This is a genomic window from Wandonia sp., assembly GCF_984588085.1.
In genome coordinates this window covers 14,435-35,687 of sequence record NZ_CFIGVI010000009.1, presented here as the reverse complement: position 1 = coordinate 35,687, position 21,253 = coordinate 14,435, and the positions used below count along the sequence as shown (strand labels likewise).

The window sequence follows — 21,253 nt, the reverse complement described above, 5'->3', positions numbered from 1 at the left end:
GAACAAAAAGAGAATTTAGTTATGAGAGAGTATATGAAAATAAGTATTTTGACCACGTTGTTCCTTGGGATCTACAGTGGTGTAATGGCTTGGAATCCTCCGGCTACCAATAAGCAAGGAGGAGGGAATGGCGATGGTGAGTTGATGGTTACCAAAGCTGCAAACTGTGTTCCTCCGACAGAATCAACTTTCATGGAGTTCAATGATGTGCGCGCGCTTATTGAGACAGGAGGAATGATGTGGCAGGATAGAAATAATAACAGAGCTGCTTATCAGGTTCCAAAACCATCTAAGGATAATCCAACGGGGCCATCTGTCCTTTTTGCAGGAGCGCTTTGGATGGGGGGGACTGACGTTAACGGTCAGCTTAAATTAGCTGCTCAGTTATTCGGTACTCAGGGACGTGATTTTTGGACAGGACCTCTTACCGTTGACCCTAACTCAGGAAATTATAACCCTTCAGGACCTGTTTATGGTGATGTTACCCGTCCTTTTGGAGAGGCCACAATTACAGCACAGACCTGTTTGGCTTTCGATGAGTTCTTTACAATCAGAAAATCGGAGGTATCAAACTTTAATATGTGGTGGTACTGTGAAAATGTTGACCCGGAAGCTTGTCCTGAACCAATTGTTGTTCCTGGAGAAGTATTGAACCGTATTATAAACTGGCCGGCTCATGGAGATGTTAATCTTGGACAGGATTATTACCTGGCTCCTTTTTATGATAGAAACAAAGATGGGATATACAATGCAATAGCTGACGGTGATTACCCATGGTATGATTTTGAAGAAGAAGTAGATTGTAGAAATGATCGTCGAATCACTTTGTTTGGTGACGAAACGCACTGGTGGGTATTTAATGATAAAGGAAATATTCACACAGAAACAGGTGGTGATCCGATTGGTATGGAAATCCGTGCACAGGCATTTTCGTTTGCTACAGGAGATGAAGTGAACAAGATGACGTTCTACAATTATGAAATGATAAACAGAGGAACACAGACACTTCAGGATACCTATTTTGCGAAATATGCAGATACAGATGTGGGATGTTCAGAAAATGATTATGCAGGGTGTGACGTGTCGCGTGGATTAGGATATGCTTATAACGGAACAATTACGGATCCTAGTTGTAATGGATCAATCGGATATGAAGATAACCCTCCTGCAGTAGGAATTGACTTCTTCGAAGGACCTTATCAGGATGATGACGGACGTGATAACGTTGGGCCATCAAGAGATACACTTCCTGACGGAACCATTATAGCTACAACTCCATCGGTTGCTGAAGCAAGATTGGATAATGGTATTGTTTATACTGGATTGGGTATAGGATACGGAGATGGTGTAAACGATAATGAACGGTATGGAATGAAAAGATATATCTCGTTCTCGCGTATCGGTTTTGGATGTTCACAGACAGGGGTAACTGATGATCCTGTATCAGCTGTTGACTTCTATCGTCTGATGAACGGAGTCTGGAAGAATGGTGAGCGAATGACATACGGAGGTTGTGGTAACGCAGGAACTGCTGGAAACAACCCTAACGTTATTACAGACTATATGTTCCCTGGTGATTCAGATCCATTAGGTTGGGGTACTCCAGGTTCTTCGCCACAGGCACCATGGTCTGAGACTTCTACAGGAAACCCTGTTGGTGACCGTCGTTTTGTTCAGGCAGCAGGACCATTTACATTGCGTCCGGGAGCAGTAAATAACATTACAGTTGGTGTGGTTTATGCAAGAAGTACTGAATCAGATATTGAAGCACCGGTACGTGAGTTGTTCCGTGCTGATACTAAAGCGCAGGCTTTATTTGATAATTGTTTCCAGATTCTTGAGCCACCAACAGCACCTCGATTGACTATTCAGGAGTTGGAGAATGAGTTGGTATTGATGATTTCAAACCCTTCAGGAAACAACGTAAATGAATCATACGAAGAAGAGGATAAAATCAATATAGTTGATGTACCCGGTGAGACACCATATGATAAATTCTACAGATTCGAAGGATATCAAATTTATCAGTTGAAAGATGGTACTACTTCAGTAGCGGATATTGAAGATTCTGATCAGGCTCGTCTTGTTGTTCAGTGTGATATTAATAATGAGGTTAGCAGATTGATTAACTACGAATTCGATGAGGAGTTAGGTGTTTCTAAACCGATATTGAAAGTAGATGGTGCGAATGACGGGATTCGTCATACATTTAGTATTACTGAAGACCAGTTTGCGAGTGGTGACAGAACACTGGTAAATCATAAGACATACCATTATATTGCTGTAGCATATGCACACAATGAGTTTAAGCAATATGATCCGACTGACCCTACAAAATTGGATGGTCAGCAGATGCCATACATTCGCTCCCGATTGAGCTATGATGGAACAGCTATTAGTAGTGTTTCTGGAATTCCTCACAATCCAATGCCAGGAGGAGGAGGTACTTTCGCCTTTGTTGGTTATGGAACAATGCCGAAAATAACACGTCTTGACGGGTGGGGAAATATGGCATTATCTACGGATCTTACAGATGCTACAGTGAAGTCTATCTTGGCAAACAATTCAGTGGATAAACCTGTTTATAAGCAAAATGCAGGTCCAATTGATGTAAAAGTAGTTGATCCGCTTAATGTAACACCAGGACATTATGAATTGAAATTCATTGAGTACGGTACTTCTACAGCAAGTATTGATACGGCAAACTGGGTAGTATATAGATATACACAAAAAGGTGGTGCAATTATTGACTCTGTTAAGTCCGACCGAACAATTTCCATTGGTAATGAGCAGATTATTCCTGAATGGGGAGTGTCCATTACAATTGAACAGAAAAACTACACTGTATATGCGTCTCCGGCTCCTAACAACTTTGTAACTGAGCCATTGGAAGCAACTCTTGAGTTTGCTGATTCAAGTAAAGCATGGTTAATCGGAGTTCCGGATACGGATGATTTTGGACCTCAGAACTGGATTCTTTCTGGAAAAGTAGAAGATGAGGAGAACGATCCTGCTTGTTGGAATGATAATCAGGGGCGTGACCCGGATGAGTTGTACGAAAGCCTTCTAGGTGGTACAATTACACACTTCTGTCTTGTAAGAGATTGTGGACCTGCTGCTCCTGTTGTTAACAATGCATCAGTAAACATTACACAAGCTAAAACGCAATCCAGAATGGCGTCTGCGAGTGGAGTTGATGTAGTCTTTACTCCAGATAAGTCAAAATGGACAAGATCAGTAGTTATAGAACTTTGTCAGGAGCCAACTTTGGCAATTGGAGGAGCGACAGCATCTAAGCCAAGAGAACAGGCTTCAGTTGATAAAAATGGTCTTTCTGCTGGTCAGGCCGGATACAATGCTGCAGAAGGTGATTTGACTTCAACTACCGGAATGGGATGGTTCCCAGGTTATGCAATTGATGTAGAAACGGGGCGTCGTTTGAACATTGCATTTGCTGAGAATTCTTTCTTGGGTGGTCAGAATGGTACTGATATGAAGTGGAACCCATCTTCTCAGTTCTATGACAACGTTGGAAACGCAGTGTTCGGAGGACAGCATGTAATTTATATTATCGGAGAAGATATCAATGGTTCAGGAATGTCAGCCTACGATGAAGGAAGAGACTTCTATGATGCATTGAGTGGAAACAATAACACGGAAATCCGTGAAGCATGGAAGAGTGTAATGTGGGTAATGTATCCAATGCTTGCACCGGACAGAAGTTTGTTGGAAACAGAAGCTAAAGTTAGAATGCGAGTTTCGAAGAGATTTGAGGACAAGGTTCTTTCTAATGAGAATGCTGGTAGACCAATGTTCGAGTGGAACATGGATGGTATTGCAACAATGGTTAATCAGGATCAGGCGCTAGCTGATGCGTTGGAAATGATTAATGTTGTGCCAAACCCTTATTATGCTTTCTCTCAGTATGAGCGTGATCGTCTTGATGCAAGAATTAAGATTACAAATCTTCCTGAGAAGTGTAATATCAAGATTTTCAATGTACGCGGTAAATTGATCAACTCCTTTGATAAAGATAGTCCGATTACTTCTTTGGATTGGGATTTGAAAAACTTCAAAGGAATTCCGGTTGCAGGTGGTGTTTACATCATTCATGTAGAAGTACCTGGAATAGGAGAGAAAATCTTGAAGTGGTTCGGAGGAATCAGACAACCGGATCTTGAAAACTTGTAAAATCAGTGAAACGATTGGAGACCATGAAAAAGTTAAATAATATAGTTAAGAAATCATTAATCGCCGGGGCAGCTATTCTAGCTGCAACCGGGGTTAAGGCAGGTAATGAGGATCGCGTTGGTTCTGCCGGAGCTACTGAGTTACTGATCAATCCCTGGGCACGTAGTTTAGGTGCTGGTTCAGCCGGAATCTCTTATGTTAACGGATTAGAAGCTACCTATACGAATATCGCAGGTCTTGCTTTTACAGATAAGACAGAGATAAAGTTTAATTACACCAACTGGCTAGGTGGTGCAGGAATTAATGTGAATGCTGCTGGTATTGCCCAGAGAATTTCGGATCAGGATGTGATTGCAGTGAGTATCCAATCTTTCGGGTTTGGAGAGATTGATATTACAACAGTAGATCTTCCTGAAGGGGGAATCGGTACTTTTACACCGCGTTATAACATCTTCAATGTAGGATATGCTCGTGAGTTCTCGAACTCAATTTACGGGGGTATTAACCTGAAAGTTATTAATGAGTCAATAGCGAACCTGAAAGCTACAGGTGTAGCGATTGACGCGGGTATTCGTTATGTTACAGGTGAAAGAGACCAGATTAAGTTTGGTATTGCTCTGAAAAACGTTGGACCGACAATGCGTTTCAAAGGTGATGGGCTAGCTACTCAGGTCAACTACATTGAAACAGGTAGTAGTGCAACTACAGAACAAAGATCTGCTTCATTCGAAATGCCATCTTCATTGAACATCGGAGCTTCTTACGATTTCTTGTTTGATGAGAGAAATAAATTAATCGTAGCTGCTTCATTTCAGGCAAATTCATTCTCTACAGATCAGTATGCATTAGGTCTTGATTATGGATTTACTGCTGAAAAAGCCGCTTTCGGTATTCGTGCAGGATATGTAGTTGAAAAAAATAGCTTTAGCAAAACAGCACGCACTAACGCGTTAACAGGTCTTACCGCAGGAGCATCGGTTGATGTACTTGTTGGTAAAAATAAATCTGCAATAGGAATTGAGTATGCTGTAAGATTGTCTTCTCCATTTGGTCCTATCCATACTATTGGAGCTACAATTTCTTTGAAGTAATAAATTTATTTAATATATTTGTTGGACAGGAGAGCTCGTTAGGGCTCTCTTGTTTTTGTATAAAGTGAATTGATATGGCACAGATTAGTTATTATACTGAAGAGGGCTTACAGAAGCTTAAAGATGAGCTTCACCAAATGAAGACTGTAGAACGTCCGTCTATTTCGCAGCAAATAGCAGAAGCTCGTGACAAGGGAGACTTGTCTGAGAATGCAGAATATGATGCAGCAAAAGAGGCACAGGGACTTCTTGAAATGAAGATTGCAAAATTGGAAGGGATTATAGCTAATGCTCGTGTAGTAGATGAGTCACAACTGGACAATTCGAAAGCATTGATTCTATCCAAAGTGAAAATTAAACATACTGGCAACGGTATGGAAATGGAGTATACACTGGTTGCCGAAAACGAGGCAGATCTTAAGGCAAAGAAGATTTCGGTTGATTCTCCGATAGGAAAAGGTTTGCTGGGGAAAAAAGTAGGAGACATTGCAGAGATACAGACACCTGCAGGGGTTACCAAATTTGAAGTACTTGAAATATCAAGATAATGGCGAGCATTTTTTCTAAAATAGTTGAAGGTACAATTCCATGTCACAGGATACATGAGAATGATAAATTTCTTGCTTTTCTGGATATTATGCCATTAAAGGAGGGACATACTTTGGTTGTACCAAAGAAAGAAGTAGACTATATTTTTGATATTGATGATAATCTGCTCGGTGAGATGATGGTGTTTGCCAAAGAAGTAGCTGCTAAGTTGAAGGCTGTTTTTCCCTGCAATAGGGTTGGTGTTTCTGTAATAGGTCTTGAAGTACCACATGCACATATACACCTTATTCCTATTAATACCATTGATGATATGAATTTCAGCCGCCCAAAATTGGAGTTAACACAAGAAAAGTTAGCTGAAATAGCTGATCGTATAAAAGGAAATTAAATGAAGGTTCCTTTCACGGAACCTTTTTTATTTGCCATCGGTGAAAAAAAGAGTTGCAATAAATACGAGATTCTTGTTAAAGGGAAAACTGGAAGGGTTCGGGTGGTATACCTATGAGACGATTTCACGTCTGGTAAATAAGTATCCGGAAATAGAGTTCTACTTTTTCTTTGACAGGCCTTTTGATACCAAATTTGTGTTTGCTGATAATGTACATCCGATTGTATTGTATCCACCAGCCAGACATCCCATTTTGTTTCGTATCTGGTTTGATTTTTCAGTTACACGTGCTTTGAAGAAGTATGCTATTGATTTGTTTATTTCACCGGACGGGTATTTGTCTCTGAAAACCGAAGTTCCACAAGTTTCTGTTATTCATGATTTGAACTTTGAGTATTTTCCTGAAGATTTACCGAAAAGAGCTTCAAAGTATTTGCGTAAATTTTTCCCGAAGTTTGCAGAGAAAGCTGCACATATTCTGACTGTTTCTGAGTTTTCAAAAGAGGATATCCGGACGACTTATGGTATTGCTTCTGATAAAATCACAGTGGGTTATAATGGTGCATCGGCTATTTTTACTCCGGTAAGTTGCGAAGTAAAAGAGCGTGTAAAGCTAAAATACACAGCTTCAAATGAATTTTTTCTCTTTGTCGGAGCGTTGCATCCAAGAAAGAATTTGAAGCGCTTATTGAAGGCTTATGACGATTTTGTAGAACAAACGGGTTCAAATACGCATTTGTTGATTGTTGGGGCAGCTTACTACTGGTCGGACGAGATGAAAGCTGCACTTAATGCCATACAAAATAAAGAAAAGGTTGTTTTTTCTGGTCATGTTGATATTCATGAGTTACGTGATATTTATGGTTCGGCGAGAGCATTGGCTTTTGTTTCCTATTTTGAGGGCTTCGGAATACCGATAGTCGAAGCAATGCAATGTAATTGTCCCGTACTGGTAGCAGAAAATACGGCATGTCATGAAGTTGCGGGAGAGGCGGCTCTATTATGTGACCCATTTTCAGAAGAGTCAATAACTGAGTCATTAAAAAAGCTTGAGAATGACGAGAAGCTACGCGAACAATTGATTACTTCAGGTCAGTCTCGCTGTCAGAAATTTAACTGGGATATTACAGCACAAAAGATGGGGGAAGTAATGATGAATTTGCTTACTTCGCACTAAATTTTCCTCCTCTGTAGGCCTGATAGGTCATTCCCTGATTGCTGGCGATTTCGAATTCAACTTCCACTTTCTTTCCAATATGTTTTTTCTTGTTTTGAAGAAGTTCATTGGCAAAGGAATCACGATATTCCAACATTAAAGCTGTCGTCTTTTTAGGAGTTTGTTGATTAGACAGAAGTATAAAGGTAGAAGTACTGGTTTCAACAAGATCTAAAAAGTAGGTTTCATAATCGCCTTCTCCGTTCAGAACATCCAGTGTGTTTTTAAAGGGATGAGAGATAACAGGAACCTCGGTGTAATCACTGTAAATTAATTCTTCTTCGTACGGAGCTACTTTTGTTTGTGATTTTTTAGCCATTCCATTTTCATAAAATGTTATTGTCTCCCGCATCTGATAAGTCGAGTCGGGTAATAGTTCTTCCTTCACTTCTTTGGATACGACAAGTTGTTCGTTCATGAGGTAGTAGGAGCGTTTTCCGTATATTTTATTCACATAATCAGAAAACTTTTCATCCAATCTTGACGGCTCTTCTCCTACATAATAAAGAATAGCTTGTACTTCCTCCTTTTCGTTTGAAAATTGTAAAGAGTAGGCTGCTTTTTCCTCATTTTCTATTTCAGTATCAATCTCCGATACCCAAAGATTGAGATCGTACTCTTCGCCAGAATTAGAACCAGATTCCTGATTTTCTTTTTCTGTAGTGTCTTGCGAGGCCGTATTGTGGACAGTTCGTTTTTTGTCTTCACAGGAAGAAAATAGAAAAAACAGTATAAAAAAAACAGGGATTAGTTTTTTCATGATCGTATGATGCTTACAAATTAGTACTCTTCTCGCTTTCAAAGATAGCCAAAAACTCGTTTTGAGAAGATAATACCTTAACCCAAGAAAAGTAACAAAAAAACGGATACTGAATTCCAGTACCCGTTTTCGAAGAAGATCAGTATCTTTTAATTAAAAATAATCGTCATTTCTACACGTCTGTTTCTTTGTCTTCCTTCAGGCGTATCGTTAGTATCAATAGGCTGTGTCTGACCGAAGTATAATACATTCATACGATCGGACTCGATTCCCTGATCAACAAGGAAATCCCGCACAGCCTCTGCACGCTTCTTAGAAAGAACAAGATTACTTTGTGCTTTACCTACATTGTCGGTATGTCCTGCAATCTGAAGTTTCCATTCTGCTTTTTTCTTAAGAAGTCCGGCCAATTCAATTAGGGATGGTTTGGATTCTTCAACAATAACTGATTTCCCCGTCAGGAATTCAAGATTATCAAATGCAGTTTTCAGAATTTCTTCTTCTTCTTTTTCAAGAACAGGACAACCTTTGTTTTCGACAGGTCCGGCAGTGTTCGGACATTCATCTTCCAGATCGATTACTCCATCTCCATCTGTATCTTCATAAGGACATCCCTGATTTCTAGCCGGTCCGGCAATGTAAGGGCACTTGTCATCCTTGTCGAGAATTCCGTCACCATCTGTATCCGGCCATGGGCATCCGTTATTCTCACGAGGTCCGGCTTCTGTCGGGCATTCATCCAGATAATCAAGGATTCCGTCCTCATCCGTATCCGGGCATCCGTCAAGTTCAGCCGGTCCGGTCACTTCCGGGCAAGCATCTTTGAAGTCAGGTATACCGTCACCATCCGTATCCGGACATCCGTTAAATTCAGCTAATCCGGCTTCTTCCGGACACTCATCCTCCTGATCCTGAATTCCATCACCGTCTGTGTCGGGGCATCCGTCAAATTGTTTTAAACCAGCCACTTCCGGACATTTATCATCCTTGTCTGGAATACTGTCATTATCTGTATCCGGGCATCCGTTGAAGATTTCAAGTCCGGGTTCTGTTGGACATTCGTCTTCCGTATCCTGAATTCCATCATTATCCGTGTCAGGACACCCTCTGAAAGCCCATACTCCGGGTACTTCCGGACATTCGTCTTTTTTGTCTGACACTTTATCGGTATCCGCATCTTTAGGTCTTCCGTAAAGGATAGGAACACGAAGTCCCATATAAAATTCTGTTCCACGTACCTTTCCGGTAGCCAATAGTGAATTCCAATCCGTAAATCCAATGGTTATAGGTCCGAGGCGTGCTCCTAATCCGGCTTTGAATCCTGAATACTTGTTGTACGAAAGTGGTACCGAAAGACCAAACCATTTGTAATCATAACTAGGGTTTAGTACAAACTGATGCGGGACAATCACTTTGTGCGGATTTTTTTTACTGGTCAGGCTAAAGACTCCTGTAAAATTCACATAAAAATCATTCCATATATGATAATCAACCTGTATACTGGCTGAAGTAGGTAAATTCATAAAGAAAGTACCAGGATCGCTTTCATCTACATCAAAATTATTGACAATTACTGAATCAAATTCTTCAAGAGATGATACTCCATTGAAAATATTCAGATCGTATAATTTGTTAGTTTCGTCTACAGTGAAATCCCGAGAATATCCTCCTTTTTCAAATTTCATCCCTCCGATGTCGAGTACTGAAGCTCCTACACGGATTTTATACTTCTCTTTATCTCTTCGCCACAGGTCTGTTTCCCCATCCATATCATATTTATACTCTTCCCAATCGGGACGCCATTCATATACAATTCCCAGGTCAAGTCCGATGCCAAGTTTAGAATTTGATTTGAACATATCACCCAGTAGAGAAGAGCTTCCTCCCGTATTGTTCGAGTTGTTGTTTCCAAGGTACTGATCAAAGTTTTTTGAGTAGCCATAGTCAAATCGTCCCTGCAGTGTATAGGACGTATCAGCGTTGTACAGTTCGTATCGGAAAGCATCCGTGTGCATATATCCGGCAGCAATTCCCTGAAGAAATTTGATTCGCCCACCAACTTTTATGAAATGTTCTTCCTTGTCATAAGCTACCTGTGCATAATTGATTCCATATTCATTCCACGCCATCGTGTTTAGCGTAAGGAAATTATCTTCCAGTTCAATATGCCACAAATCCTCATCCTCTAATCCTGATTCTGCCAATCGAAGTAACTCAGGTGAAACATTGGTTAAGCTTACATTTACTCTGTTTTTAAAACTAAATCCGATTGCAATTTTCGGATTAATATGAAACATAAAGTTGAGAATGTCAATTTGATTAGAAAAGATCATTCCACGGGGTTTTCCTCCCGGATTTGAAAGAGAGAAAAAATTGCGCTCATAAAAAGTGGAGTCGGGAAGCATCCAGTCGTTATAGGGATTTGAACCTCCTTCAACGACTCCTCCGGAGTTGGAAGCCGTAGCTTCATCTGCTTTAAATGATTTTGCCCACCATTTTGGCATATTACCTGTGTCAAAGTATTTTGCGTTTTGCCAGACACTTGTATTTACACTAAACAGGTTAATATCTACAACAAAGCGGTTGTCTACAATAGATGCCGGTTGTAAGTCAGCATTCATAATACCGCCATAATTACTGCTGTGAACTCCCAGATAACTTTGTGCAGTAAGGGTAGAGGTCGCAAATGCCGTCACCAGCAAAGCGAATAGTAGTAACTTTCTTCTCATAGTTTATTTTTATAAAGCGTACATAAGTAGTTGTCCATCAACAAATGTAATCACTTTATCCTTGCCAGTCAATTTAAGAAATTGTGAAGCCTTGATCCTGACAGGGGTACTATTAGAAGGGAGGTATGGTGAATAGAGTATCATTTCATTTTTTACACCGTCCAGCACAATAATCTGGTCGTTGTTATTACCAAAATATCTTACTACTGCTAAATCAGGTTTGTAGACATCTGTTTGAATGGAGATGAAACGTGAAAAAGTGGCGGTAGATGCTGTTAGAGTGTCACCTTGAATAAATAAGAAGAGAGGATCCGTATTACCGGAATATTGTGCTCGGAAGAATTTACCGTTAATTTTTGCGGATCCGATTGGAGTATCTTCGAATAATATTCGATATTCTGTAGTGTTTGATTTGGAGATCAGGTACTGTACTTTCCCGTTTATTTTGGCAGACCAGTTTACCTTCCCCTCCAGCTCAATTGTACGCCAGTTCTTCTTTTTCGAGTTATACATATGAAAAACGGAATCGGTGAATAGTCCAAAACATAAATCTCCCTCGTGATTAAATGCATGGAGCTGACCTTCTGTAATCTGACGGGATTGCGGGATGCTATTGGTTTCTTTGCTGCCATTTTTGAGCGAAATCCGGTACAATTTGTTTTCAGAAATCAACCCGATAGAAGGAACATTTTTCCAGATGTAAGGAGCGATCGTACTGGCTATAGCCCCTTTGAATGCAATTGCTTTTTTATCATAGGGTGGCGAATCAGACATCCAGAACAACTGGTCGAATTGCTCTACAAGGAACCCATTTTCCATAGGGTGAATTGTTTTCACATTTCCTTTCATCTGAGACCAGGTCGCAACTTTTCCGTTACCATCTACAATTGAAACCGTTTTTTTATCAGGATTATACACGCATAGAGAGGAAGTGTTCTGAAAGAAACGACTGTTTTTATTCTCCAAAGTGAAATTCCAGATTATTTTTCCTGTTGAGGAGACACCGGATGACTTGTCAGAAGTATTTCTACCATTTTGAGTCAGTCGCGTTGAAGCAATGTGAAGTTGTGCGGTCTCTGTTTTATAAACACCATGTCCAAAATCACCACTCATATCCGGAATCTCAAACGGCATGATTTTTTCGGAAACATGGTACCAGCGGTAGTGCACTTTTTCAGCTCCCATACGACGGATTTGCTCAAATTGTGAAGTAGAAGTAAAAACAGTACCCATTTGATAAAGTAGCCGTACTTGCTCGAGTGCATCTTTACTTTTACTGAGTATGAGTACATTTTCCAGTGCAGTAGCATAAGGAGTTGTAAGCTCCCCGATAGAACTATCTAATCGGATAATAGAAGAGTTCAGAGCACCTTTATCCTGAACATATTCCTGAATAACTTCCTGCGGAACATAGTTCCCCGGGATGTCCAGATAGATGATCGTATTTCCGGAAAATTCTGTAAATACTACACCGCGGTCAATAAAACTCAGAAGCTTTTCATCATTCCATTTGTCATTGTTTTTTGCTAAAAAGGATTTTTCAATGAACAAAAATTGTCCGGTTTTCTCAGGAAGAACGCCATACAAATCTAAATCGGATACCGGGGCTGCCAGTTTTTGATCTTTACGGTTTTCGATGATAAATTCCTTGTTGTAGCCTTTATGACAATAATAATCTGAGGCTTTGTCTTTGGTGATGATGGAATAATTGGACTGCCTGTCTCTGTTCAATAATAGATGAGAGAAAAGACTATCCTGGGTAGGTACGGCATTTAATTCCTTTGCATTCGTAAGCAGGACAAAACCATTTGTCCGGAAAAGTTTCCAGTTTTCGGTCTCTAACAATTTATTCAGAGAAAAATCGGTTGTGGTTAATCCAAGATTATTTAAAAAAGAGTGGATAGAGTCTTCTCTACTGTTCGCTTGTTCTTCCAGAACGATTCTTACAGTATTATCCGGAAAATGCTGTACAGCAACAGATTTCCAAAGCAAGGAAGTCTGGGCTTTTATCTGTTGCAGCAGAGAAACTGAATTAACTGTAATTTCTGTTTCGGGCAGACATGCGTCTGTTCTGTTGATAAATACAACAGGTTGTTCCGGTGAAAAAAAGGTGGATATAGAAACTGTTTGTTGCTGTTTTTCTATCAGAAAAAAAGAATAAGCGATCCAGAAAAGTGTTCCGGTGACAAAAAGAGTAAACAACAATCGAGTTTTCATAATCTACAGAGATGTACTTTAACATTCAAAGTTAAAACTTTCAGAGGTAGTTACTTCCTTGAACAGAAAGAGCTATAAACAATCTGTATTTGAAAACAGAACGATGTGCCGTTTGTTGTTATAAATCAAGAAGTAACTGTTCGTCTCCCAACAGGTTAAAGGTTTCCCTGTGAAATCGCGAAGCTCCGAATTGCTTAATGGCTTTCCGGTGTATTTTAGTAGGGTAGCCTTTATTTTTATCCCAGCCATATTGCGGAAATTCTTCGTGAATAGAACTCATGTAATCATCCCGGTAGGTTTTCGCCAATATGGATGCTGCCGCAATGGACAAGAACTTTCCGTCCCCTTTGATAATGCATTCATGCCGATAGCCTGTAAGAGGTGTAAACCGGTTTCCGTCAATAAGCAATAATTCGGGTTTAATAGCCAGTGAAACAATAGCTCTATGCATGGCTTCAAAACTGGCATTCAGAATATTAATTTCTTCGATTTCACGATTATCGACAAAAGAAACTGCCCAGGCGAGAGCTTCTTTTTCTATAATGGGACGCAACTCATTACGCTTCTTATCCGTAAGCTGTTTTGAATCATTGAGAAGTTCATTTTGAAAAGTGGGAGGTAATATCACGGCAGCAGCGACTACCGGACCCGCCAGACAACCTCTTCCGGCTTCGTCACAACCGGCTTCAATCTTCCCTTCTTCAAAATAAGATGCAAGCATTTTTTTCAGGAAAAGTAAGTAATATTTGTAAGTTTTGGCTCGATTTTTGGGGATTTTGTAGTATATTTAATCACGGATTAAACGAATTGTCATGAAAAAGATATTGGTAGGTTTGATATTCATCGTAGGTAGTATTTCTATGACAATGGCGCAGGAAAAGCACCAGGTAAGAGTAGATATGGACAGAAAGATGGTGAAGGAGCAGGTTGAGTCCGGAAATCTGGAATTCTTTTTCAATAAGGAGGTTGATGCAGGTGAAGTGCGAAGAAATGCACAATATTACATCAGTTACTTTGATGTGGTCTATTATCCCGAAACTGGCAAAGCTGAAATCCGTTTCAAAGATAAATCCAGAATGTCAGTAAAGGTGGTAGAACGATTTTTAACGTCTAACCACATTTCAGAAGTCTTGTTGGGGAAGGAGATACTTCGTTCAACTGATTTTGTCAACTGGCTAATCAATTAATCTGGTTCATTCTGACGTATTCTATTCCTTCGTTTGGCTTTCATTTCAGCTCGGTATAATGTATCTTTGCCGATATTTTTGTAACGAATTACAAACAGATGAAAAGCTGGTATAGCAAAGATTTTAAAGTAGGTGTGCTCGGTGGCGGACAGCTGGGGCGTATGTTGATGCAGGAAGCTATTAACTATGACATAAAATTGTGTATGATGGACAAAGATCCGTCAGCCCCTTGTTCGCGATTTTCACATGAGTTTACGAATAATGATATTCTGGATTATGAAGCCGTTCTAGAATTCGGTAAAGACAAGGATGTTATTACCGTAGAGATTGAGAATGTAAACATAGAGGCATATGAAGAACTTGAAAGACAAGGAAAAAAAGTATTCCCTCAGCCCTCTGTGTTGAAAACGGTACGTGATAAAGGAGTGCAGAAAAACTTTTTCAAAGAGAATAATCTTCCGACACCTCCTTACTATTTGGTAGAGAATAAAGCTGAGATCAGTAAATATGAACAGGAGTTTCCTTTTATGCAGAAAATGCGTGTAGGAGGGTATGACGGGAGAGGTGTTCAGGCACTTAAAACACTTTCTGATATGGATAAAGCGTTTGATGCGCCTTCGGTGTTGGAAAAATTTGTTGACTTTGAGAAAGAGATCTCAGTGATTGTTGCGAGAAATGAAAATGGTGAAATCTCTCATTTTCCTGTTGTTGAGTGTCAGTTTAATCCGGAAGTGAATCTGGTAGAGTTTCTTTTTTCTCCGGCGCAAATTAGTGAAGCGATTGAGGAAGATGCGATTTCAATTGCCCGAAGAACCATTGAAGCGCTTGGAATGGTTGGTTTATTAGCTGTAGAGATGTTCGTGACAAAGGACGGAAGAGTACTTATCAATGAGATTGCTCCCCGACCTCATAATAGCGGACATCACACAATAGAGTGTAATGTTACATCTCAGTATGAACAGCATTTGCGAGCTATTTTGAATTTACCTTTGGGAAGTACCAAAATGTTGCGCCCCGGAGTAATGGTAAATCTGCTTGGAGAACCCGGTTACGAAGGGAATGTGAAATACGAAGGGTTGGAAGACGCGATGAAAATTCCGGGTGTTAAGGCTCATATTTATGGTAAGGCTCAAACGAAACCTTATCGAAAAATGGGACATGTAACCGCAACGGCACCGCTTCTTCAGGAAGCAGTAGATAAAGCAAGAAAAGTACAGGAAATAGTAAAAGTAAAAGCTTGATATATGAGTAAGGCGATTGAAGTCGGAATAATAATGGGGAGTAAGTCAGATCTTCCGGTAATGAAGGACGCAGCTGAGATTCTTGAGCAATTTGGAATCGGTTACGAGATTAATATTGTGTCTGCACACCGGACACCTGAGTTAATGTTTGATTATGCAAAGAATGCACATTCCAGAGGAATTAAAGTGATTATTGCAGGAGCAGGAGGAGCAGCGCACCTTCCTGGAATGACAGCATCACTCACACCACTGCCTGTAATTGGTGTTCCGGTTAAGTCGAGTAATTCTATTGACGGATGGGACTCTATTTTGTCTATTCTTCAGATGCCAAATGGAATTCCGGTAGCAACTGTAGCATTAAATGCAGCTAAAAACGCAGGTATTTTGGCAGCTAAGATTATAGGAGCGTCGAATCCGGATGTGTTGAATACTTTGTCGGGTTACATGGAAGAACTTAAAGAAAAGGTATTGGATTCAGCGAAAGACCTGAAATAAAAAATAACCAATAGTTTCTGTTGAAGAGCGTATTTTTTAATACGCTCTTTCTTGTTAATACAAAACGTATTTTTTTCTGATTTCCTTGAATTTGCGAAGGTCTTCCTGCCATTCGGAACGAATCTGTTCTTCACTCCATCCTTGTTCGATGCGTTGACGCAGTGTCTTGTTACCGGCTAAGAGGTCGAAAAAATTGTTCTTCAAAAAGAACGCGCTCCCTTTTCCTGTTTCACGGTAGAAATCAATGACAGGTTGTAAGGAGAGGTGTCGTGGGGCTATTGAATCACTAAAGTCAATTCCGCGACAAAGTTGACCGTTCAGAACGGGAGATTTTGATCCATAGCCGGGAGAAGGAGTGAAAGTGTACTTTCCCTTTTCGTAATCAGGGTGTCCGATAATTTCAAAAGGTTTCTCCGTACCTCTTCCTACACTAACAATTGTTCCTTCAAAAAAACAGAGACTGGGATACCAGGCAATCGCATTATCAGTACGAAGATTCGGACTGGGAGATACGGGAAGAGAATAAGGAGCAGAATGGTCATAATTTCGCACGCGGATTACGGTAAGCTCACAGGGAGTTGAGATCCAATTCTCCCCGTTAATCATTTGACCGTATTCTCCGATTGTCATTCCATAAACTACCGGAACAGGATGCATTCCGATAAACGATTTTTGCGCTTCTTCCCGTATAGGGCCATCGATATAATCGGCATTGGGATTGGGGCGGTCCAGGAGGATAACCGGAATGTTATTTTCAGCGCAGGCTTCCATTACGTAATGTAGGGTGGAAATATAGGTGTAGAAACGTACGCCTACATCCTGCAAGTCAAATACCATAACATCTAACCCCTGCAATTGATCATTTGTCGGTTTTTTATTCTTTCCATAAAGCGAAACAAGGGGTAATCCGGTTTTTGTATCAATTCCGGATTGTACAGATTCTCCGGCATCTGCGTCACCCCGAAAGCCATGCTCTGGAGAAAAAACACGCAGAACAGAAACACCACGACTGATTAAGCTATCTACAAGGTGTGTTTTTCCCAGCGTACTGGTTTGGTTACCGGTAATACCAACTTTTTTACCCTCCAAAAGAGGAAGATATTCTTCCATTTGAAAAGCACCGGGAAGTATAGGCGCTGTTTGTTGGGCTGCCGGCCCATACCCCTGGTATTTTCGCGCTGGATTAGTCTGAGCCGTACAGGATTGAACGAAAATCAGAAAAAATAGGGTCGGGGCACAAACGTTTATGTATTTTCGTAAAAATCTTTGTCGGAAATTGAATACAGCATATTTCATAGCTCGCAAAATTAGTATAGGAGAACGAGAAAATACAAAAGTTTCGCGTCCTGTGGTGAAAATTTCTGTTTTAAGTATCATTTTGAGTATGGTTGTCATGATTTTGACGTTATCAATTGTGACAGGATTTAAGAACGAAGTCAGAGATAAAGTGATTGGCTACGGAGCTCATGTTCAGATCATGAAATCCGGAGGTTCGTCTATTATTGATTCGGATGCGTTGGTACTTGACACGGCAATGCTTCATGAAATTAAAACTATCAAATATGTAGCCAAAGTTTTTCCGGTGGGGTATAAACCCGGAATTTTTCAATCCGATCCTGATTCGGTATTTTATACGATGAAGGAAGGACGAGATACGTTTGAAATCCAACAGGAAATAAAAGGAGTTTTATTTAAAGGGGTTGATGCAACCTATGATCTGGATTTCTTTAAAGAAAATTTGATTGCGGGCCGGTTGCCCAACTTCGGAAGTGATAAGCAAAACGAAATACTGATTTCGAAACGGGTCGCAGAACAATTGCGTTTCGAATTGGATGAAGAGGTTGGTGCATTTTTTGTCCAGAATAAACCGATAAAGCGAAACTTTCGAATTGTAGGAATCTTTGAAACGGGATTAGAGGATTTTGATAAAGATATTGTGATCGCGGATTTAAGAAGTGTACAGGTAAACAGTGGGTGGGGAATACAGGCATCCATTCGTCTGGCAGATACGCTTTTTCAGGATCGGTTACTTTTTGAAGCAGAAGCGATCGGTGGGAATGGACAATATAAATACGATTGGGGGAGAGGTTTTGGTGTTTCTTCGAAGATTGCAATTGCTCCGTTACATGATACAACGATACGGGTAATTGTCAGTGATTATTTCTATTCTCCATATGAGGAAGAAGAAGAGGCTACTATTGCTGATACGGCCTATATTCATATTCGTATAGAAGGAGATATTCTTTCAGGTCCTGTTGCTATGGAAGATGACAGAATCAAAAGAACATTCCTGGACGAGGAAGGGTTCCGGTTTTCTATTCGCGTTGGAACAGGAGAGTATTTGTTTGAGCAGGAAGATGGACAAGGAAGCTCTAAATTTTACATCAGTGGATATGAAGTCCTGGCAGATAATTGGGAGGATCTTGAGAAACTGGACGAAGAGGTGAAGAGTGATCTTTTTCTGATGAGTATGGAAAAGGGAACGGCTGTTGAAATTCGGACGATTAAAGAAATTTACAGGGATATTTTTGCCTGGCTGTCCTTTCTGGATATCAATTTTGTAATTATCGTAATCATGATGATAGTTATTTCGGTAATTACAATGGGAGCAGCTTTATTGGTGCTGATTCTGGAAAAAACAGCTGCTATTGGTTTGTTAAAAGCAGTAGGTGCCGGAAACTGGTTGATTCGAAAAGTGTTTTTGTACCAGGCGGGATATCTGATCATTCGGGGAATACTATGGGGTAATGGAATTGGAGTGGCTTTTGCTCTTGTGCAGCAGTATTTTCAGATCATTCCGCTTGATCCGGAAGTATATTATTTGAATGCCGTTCCGATAGAGCTCAATGTTTTTCACTTGTTGTTACTGAATATAGGAACAATCGTGGTATGCGTATTTGCTCTGATAATCCCTTCTTACTTCATCACTAAAATCACTCCTGTTAAAGCATTGAAGTTTTCTTAGGAGCTGTGTTTTGTTCTCGGTTGAATGGGCTTTCCAAAAGAAAATAAAAAAAGTCGTTACGTACACTGACATAACGACTTATCGATACAAATTTTGTAGTGTATTTAAACTGCTTCTACAGTAAATACATAGCTCTCCATAATCTGGTTTGCTAAAAGTTTTTTACAAGCTTCCTCTACTTTTGTTTCAGCTTCGGATTGATTATCAGCTTCAACGAACAACCGGACGTGTCTTCCGATACGAACACCTGTTATCTCAGGTAAACCAATATTTTTCATACTGTTAGAAACAGCTTTCCCTTGTGGATCCAACAACGCCTCCAGTGGCATTACGTCTATCTCAGCCTTGAATTTCATGTTTTCTCTTTTTTTCAAAAAAATTGTCTGTTATTGACAAAATGAGGTACAAAAATAATATAATTGGAATAGCTCTGAAAGATAAAAGCACAAATAAAACAATTGACAGGAGGATTAGTAAGTAACGAAACTCATTCCCCTTCCATGAAAAATGCTTGAACTTAAGCGCTATCAGAGGGATTTCAGAAACCAGAAGCAGAGAAAATAAAACAATAAATGAAATCAGAACGGTTGGTTTAATCAGCAATTCAGCAATAACAACTTTCCACCCGGTTTCTCCCCACGCATCCCATAAGAATAAAGGGATTGCCATGAAGAATAAAGTATTTGCCGGCGTAGGGAGTCCCAGAAATCGATCACTTTGACGCGTATCCAGATTAAATTTGGCTAACCTGAACAGCGAGAAAAAAGGGATCAACAAAGCTATGAATGGAAGATAAAGAGTAGTACCTGAAAAGTGAAAAGGAGCTGACTCAATTGGATTTCCAGTAAGATCAGCAAAATAGAATGAGATCATAGTATGAACAGACATCCCGAAACTATCATACAGATAAGGGGAAGATATACTACTTTCAGGTAAAGATGTTATTTCAATTCCGCCATTAATAATCAGTAGAATAAAGCAAAGTACTCCGGGGACAACACCAAAAGTGACCATATCAGCCAATGAGTCCAATTGTTTCCCTAATTCTCCGCTGATTCCCATTTTTCGGGCTAAAAACCCATCCAGAAAATCGAATAATAAAGCTGCGGTTATAAAAACGGGAGCCATGTCAATTCTTCCCATCATGGAAAATAAGATCGCAAGGATTCCACAAAGGAGATTGGATGCGGTTAATATATTGGGGAGTGAGAACATAATTTTTTTGCGAAAATTAGGAAAAAATAACAGAGATAACGAACCAATCCATTAAATTTACGTCTGTACTTTCGGTGATTAGCTTGATTTTAAGGGTGAAACACAATTATTTGCCAAAAATCAAGTTAATTGGAGTGAATAAAGAATTGTATAATGCAGAAATACCTAAGGTTTACCATCATTGGTGTCATACTTTTATTTTCACAGCTTGGCTTCTCTCAAAGTGATTTAGCGCCTAAATACTCAAATGAGTTCCTTCAGATTGGTGTTGGGGCAAGAGCTTTAGGTATGTCTAACTCTGTCGTTGCTGGGGTTGATGATGTTACTTCAGCTTACTGGAATCCTGCCGGTCTGACAGGTGTGAAAACATGGCTTCAGGGAGCTTTGATGCACTCGGAATATTTTGCCGGAATTGCCAAATACGATTATCTGGGGCTCGCTTATCCGATTGATGAAAAAAGTACATTGGCGTTTACAGCTATCCGTTTCGGTGTAGATGATATCCCAAATACTACCCAATTGATAGATAATCAAGGAAATATCGATTATGATCGGATTACAACATTTACGGCTGCTGATTATGCATTTATGTTGTCGTACGCAAGAAAACTGGCTCCTGCCGGTTTGAGCTTGGGAGGAACCTTTAAAGTGATCTACAGAAAAGTAGGAGATTTTGCCCATTCCTGGGGATTCGGACTGGATGCAGGGTTGAAATATGAGCATAAAAAAAACTGGAAATTTGGGATAGTAGCAAGAGATATAACTTCCACATTTAATGCCTGGGTATTTACGTTGGATGATGTTACAAAGGAAGTTTTTCAGGCAACAGGAAATGAGTTGCCTGAGAACGGTTTGGAGCTGACATTACCGCGATTGATTTTTGCTGCTCAGGGAAAGCTGGATTTCGGAAAAGGATTCTACGGATTGTCTGAGATCGACGTTGACATGACAACTGACGGAAGACGTAACGTTCTTCTTCCTACAAACGTAGTGAGCTTTGATCCGCATA

Annotated in this window: 16 protein-coding genes and 3 pseudogenes; 10 read left to right on the top strand and 9 right to left on the bottom strand. The window is 40.1% G+C overall.

What is annotated here, in order from left to right; translation table 11 throughout:
- The first annotated feature begins 21 nt into the window (after positions 1-21).
- From AC4PL9_RS05355 to AC4PL9_RS05335, 5 genes are all read left to right on the top strand, one after another.
- Positions 22-4,191 (top strand): T9SS type A sorting domain-containing protein, encoded by a 4,170-nt coding sequence (locus AC4PL9_RS05355; protein ID WP_491603742.1) that lies wholly within the window; start codon positions 22-24, stop codon positions 4,189-4,191.
- A gap of 23 nt (positions 4,192-4,214) precedes the next feature.
- Positions 4,215-5,282 carry a PorV/PorQ family protein gene (locus AC4PL9_RS05350; protein WP_491603741.1) on the top strand — a complete coding sequence of 356 codons (1,068 nt, stop codon included), beginning with the start codon at positions 4,215-4,217 and terminating at the stop codon, positions 5,280-5,282.
- Positions 5,283-5,356: 74 nt separating this feature from the next.
- A complete protein-coding gene (greA, locus tag AC4PL9_RS05345; protein ID WP_491603740.1) occupies positions 5,357-5,830 on the top strand; it encodes a transcription elongation factor GreA in 474 nt (157 codons plus the stop codon).
- Positions 5,830-6,219 carry an HIT family protein gene (locus tag AC4PL9_RS05340; protein ID WP_491603739.1) on the top strand — a complete coding sequence of 130 codons (390 nt, stop codon included), beginning with the start codon at positions 5,830-5,832 and terminating at the stop codon, positions 6,217-6,219. Before greA ends, AC4PL9_RS05340 begins: the two co-directional genes overlap by 1 nt.
- 73 nt (positions 6,220-6,292) lie before the next feature.
- Positions 6,293-7,396, top strand: a complete 1,104-nt coding sequence (locus tag AC4PL9_RS05335; RefSeq protein ID WP_491603738.1) for a glycosyltransferase family 4 protein — start codon at positions 6,293-6,295, stop codon at positions 7,394-7,396.
- On the opposite strand, the gene AC4PL9_RS05330 is transcribed toward AC4PL9_RS05335, so the two are convergent.
- The 6 genes and pseudogenes from AC4PL9_RS05330 to rnhB form a co-directional block, all read right to left on the bottom strand.
- A complete protein-coding gene (locus tag AC4PL9_RS05330) occupies positions 7,383-8,195 on the bottom strand; it encodes a hypothetical protein (protein WP_491603737.1) in 813 nt (270 codons plus the stop codon). The genes AC4PL9_RS05335 and AC4PL9_RS05330 overlap by 14 nt on opposite strands.
- Before the next feature lie 149 nt (positions 8,196-8,344).
- Positions 8,345-8,647 (bottom strand): annotated as a pseudogene (locus tag AC4PL9_RS05325) (OmpA family protein); the annotation flags it as partial.
- Positions 8,648-8,713: 66 nt separating this feature from the next.
- Positions 8,714-9,301: pseudogene (locus tag AC4PL9_RS05320) on the bottom strand (thrombospondin type 3 repeat-containing protein); the annotation flags it as partial.
- Between the two features lie 189 nt (positions 9,302-9,490).
- Positions 9,491-10,528, bottom strand: a pseudogene (locus tag AC4PL9_RS05315) (DUF5723 family protein); the annotation flags it as partial.
- Between the two features lie 405 nt (positions 10,529-10,933).
- Complete coding sequence (locus AC4PL9_RS05310; protein WP_491603736.1) at positions 10,934-13,141, bottom strand: hypothetical protein; 2,208 nt, start codon at positions 13,139-13,141, stop codon at positions 10,934-10,936.
- A 118-nt stretch (positions 13,142-13,259) separates the two neighbouring features.
- Positions 13,260-13,862, bottom strand: a complete 603-nt coding sequence (gene rnhB, locus AC4PL9_RS05305) for a ribonuclease HII (RefSeq protein ID WP_491603735.1) — start codon at positions 13,860-13,862, stop codon at positions 13,260-13,262.
- Positions 13,863-13,953: 91 nt separating this feature from the next.
- Here rnhB and AC4PL9_RS05300 point away from each other — a divergent pair, with 91 nt between their 5' ends.
- From AC4PL9_RS05300 to purE, 3 genes are all read left to right on the top strand, one after another.
- Positions 13,954-14,328: a hypothetical protein gene (locus tag AC4PL9_RS05300; protein ID WP_491603734.1), complete on the top strand. Its 375-nt coding sequence runs from the start codon at positions 13,954-13,956 to the stop codon at positions 14,326-14,328.
- A 98-nt stretch (positions 14,329-14,426) separates the two neighbouring features.
- Positions 14,427-15,569 (top strand): 5-(carboxyamino)imidazole ribonucleotide synthase, encoded by a 1,143-nt coding sequence (locus AC4PL9_RS05295; protein ID WP_491603733.1) that lies wholly within the window; start codon positions 14,427-14,429, stop codon positions 15,567-15,569.
- A gap of 3 nt (positions 15,570-15,572) precedes the next feature.
- Positions 15,573-16,064: a 5-(carboxyamino)imidazole ribonucleotide mutase gene (purE, locus tag AC4PL9_RS05290; RefSeq protein ID WP_491603732.1), complete on the top strand. Its 492-nt coding sequence runs from the start codon at positions 15,573-15,575 to the stop codon at positions 16,062-16,064.
- 54 nt (positions 16,065-16,118) lie between these two features.
- Here the strand turns inward: purE and AC4PL9_RS05285 are convergent, their stop codons facing one another.
- The gene (locus AC4PL9_RS05285) at positions 16,119-17,360 is read right to left on the bottom strand and encodes an exo-beta-N-acetylmuramidase NamZ family protein (RefSeq protein WP_491603731.1); all 1,242 of its coding nucleotides are present in this window, start codon (positions 17,358-17,360) and stop codon (positions 16,119-16,121) included.
- Between AC4PL9_RS05285 and AC4PL9_RS05280 the strand changes: the two genes are divergently transcribed.
- A complete protein-coding gene (locus AC4PL9_RS05280) occupies positions 17,341-19,029 on the top strand; it encodes an ABC transporter permease (protein ID WP_491603730.1) in 1,689 nt (562 codons plus the stop codon). The genes AC4PL9_RS05285 and AC4PL9_RS05280 overlap by 20 nt on opposite strands.
- Before the next feature lie 104 nt (positions 19,030-19,133).
- On the opposite strand, the gene purS is transcribed toward AC4PL9_RS05280, so the two are convergent.
- Both purS and AC4PL9_RS05270 read right to left on the bottom strand, forming a co-directional pair.
- A complete protein-coding gene (purS, locus tag AC4PL9_RS05275) occupies positions 19,134-19,385 on the bottom strand; it encodes a phosphoribosylformylglycinamidine synthase subunit PurS (protein ID WP_343785358.1) in 252 nt (83 codons plus the stop codon).
- Positions 19,369-20,244, bottom strand: a complete 876-nt coding sequence (locus AC4PL9_RS05270; protein WP_491603729.1) for a CDP-alcohol phosphatidyltransferase family protein — start codon at positions 20,242-20,244, stop codon at positions 19,369-19,371. Before AC4PL9_RS05270 ends, purS begins: the two co-directional genes overlap by 17 nt.
- 153 nt (positions 20,245-20,397) lie before the next feature.
- Between AC4PL9_RS05270 and AC4PL9_RS05265 the strand changes: the two genes are divergently transcribed.
- Positions 20,398-21,253 (top strand): putative type IX sorting system protein PorV2 (locus AC4PL9_RS05265; RefSeq protein WP_491603728.1); only part of this gene is annotated, 856 nt, incomplete at its 3' end.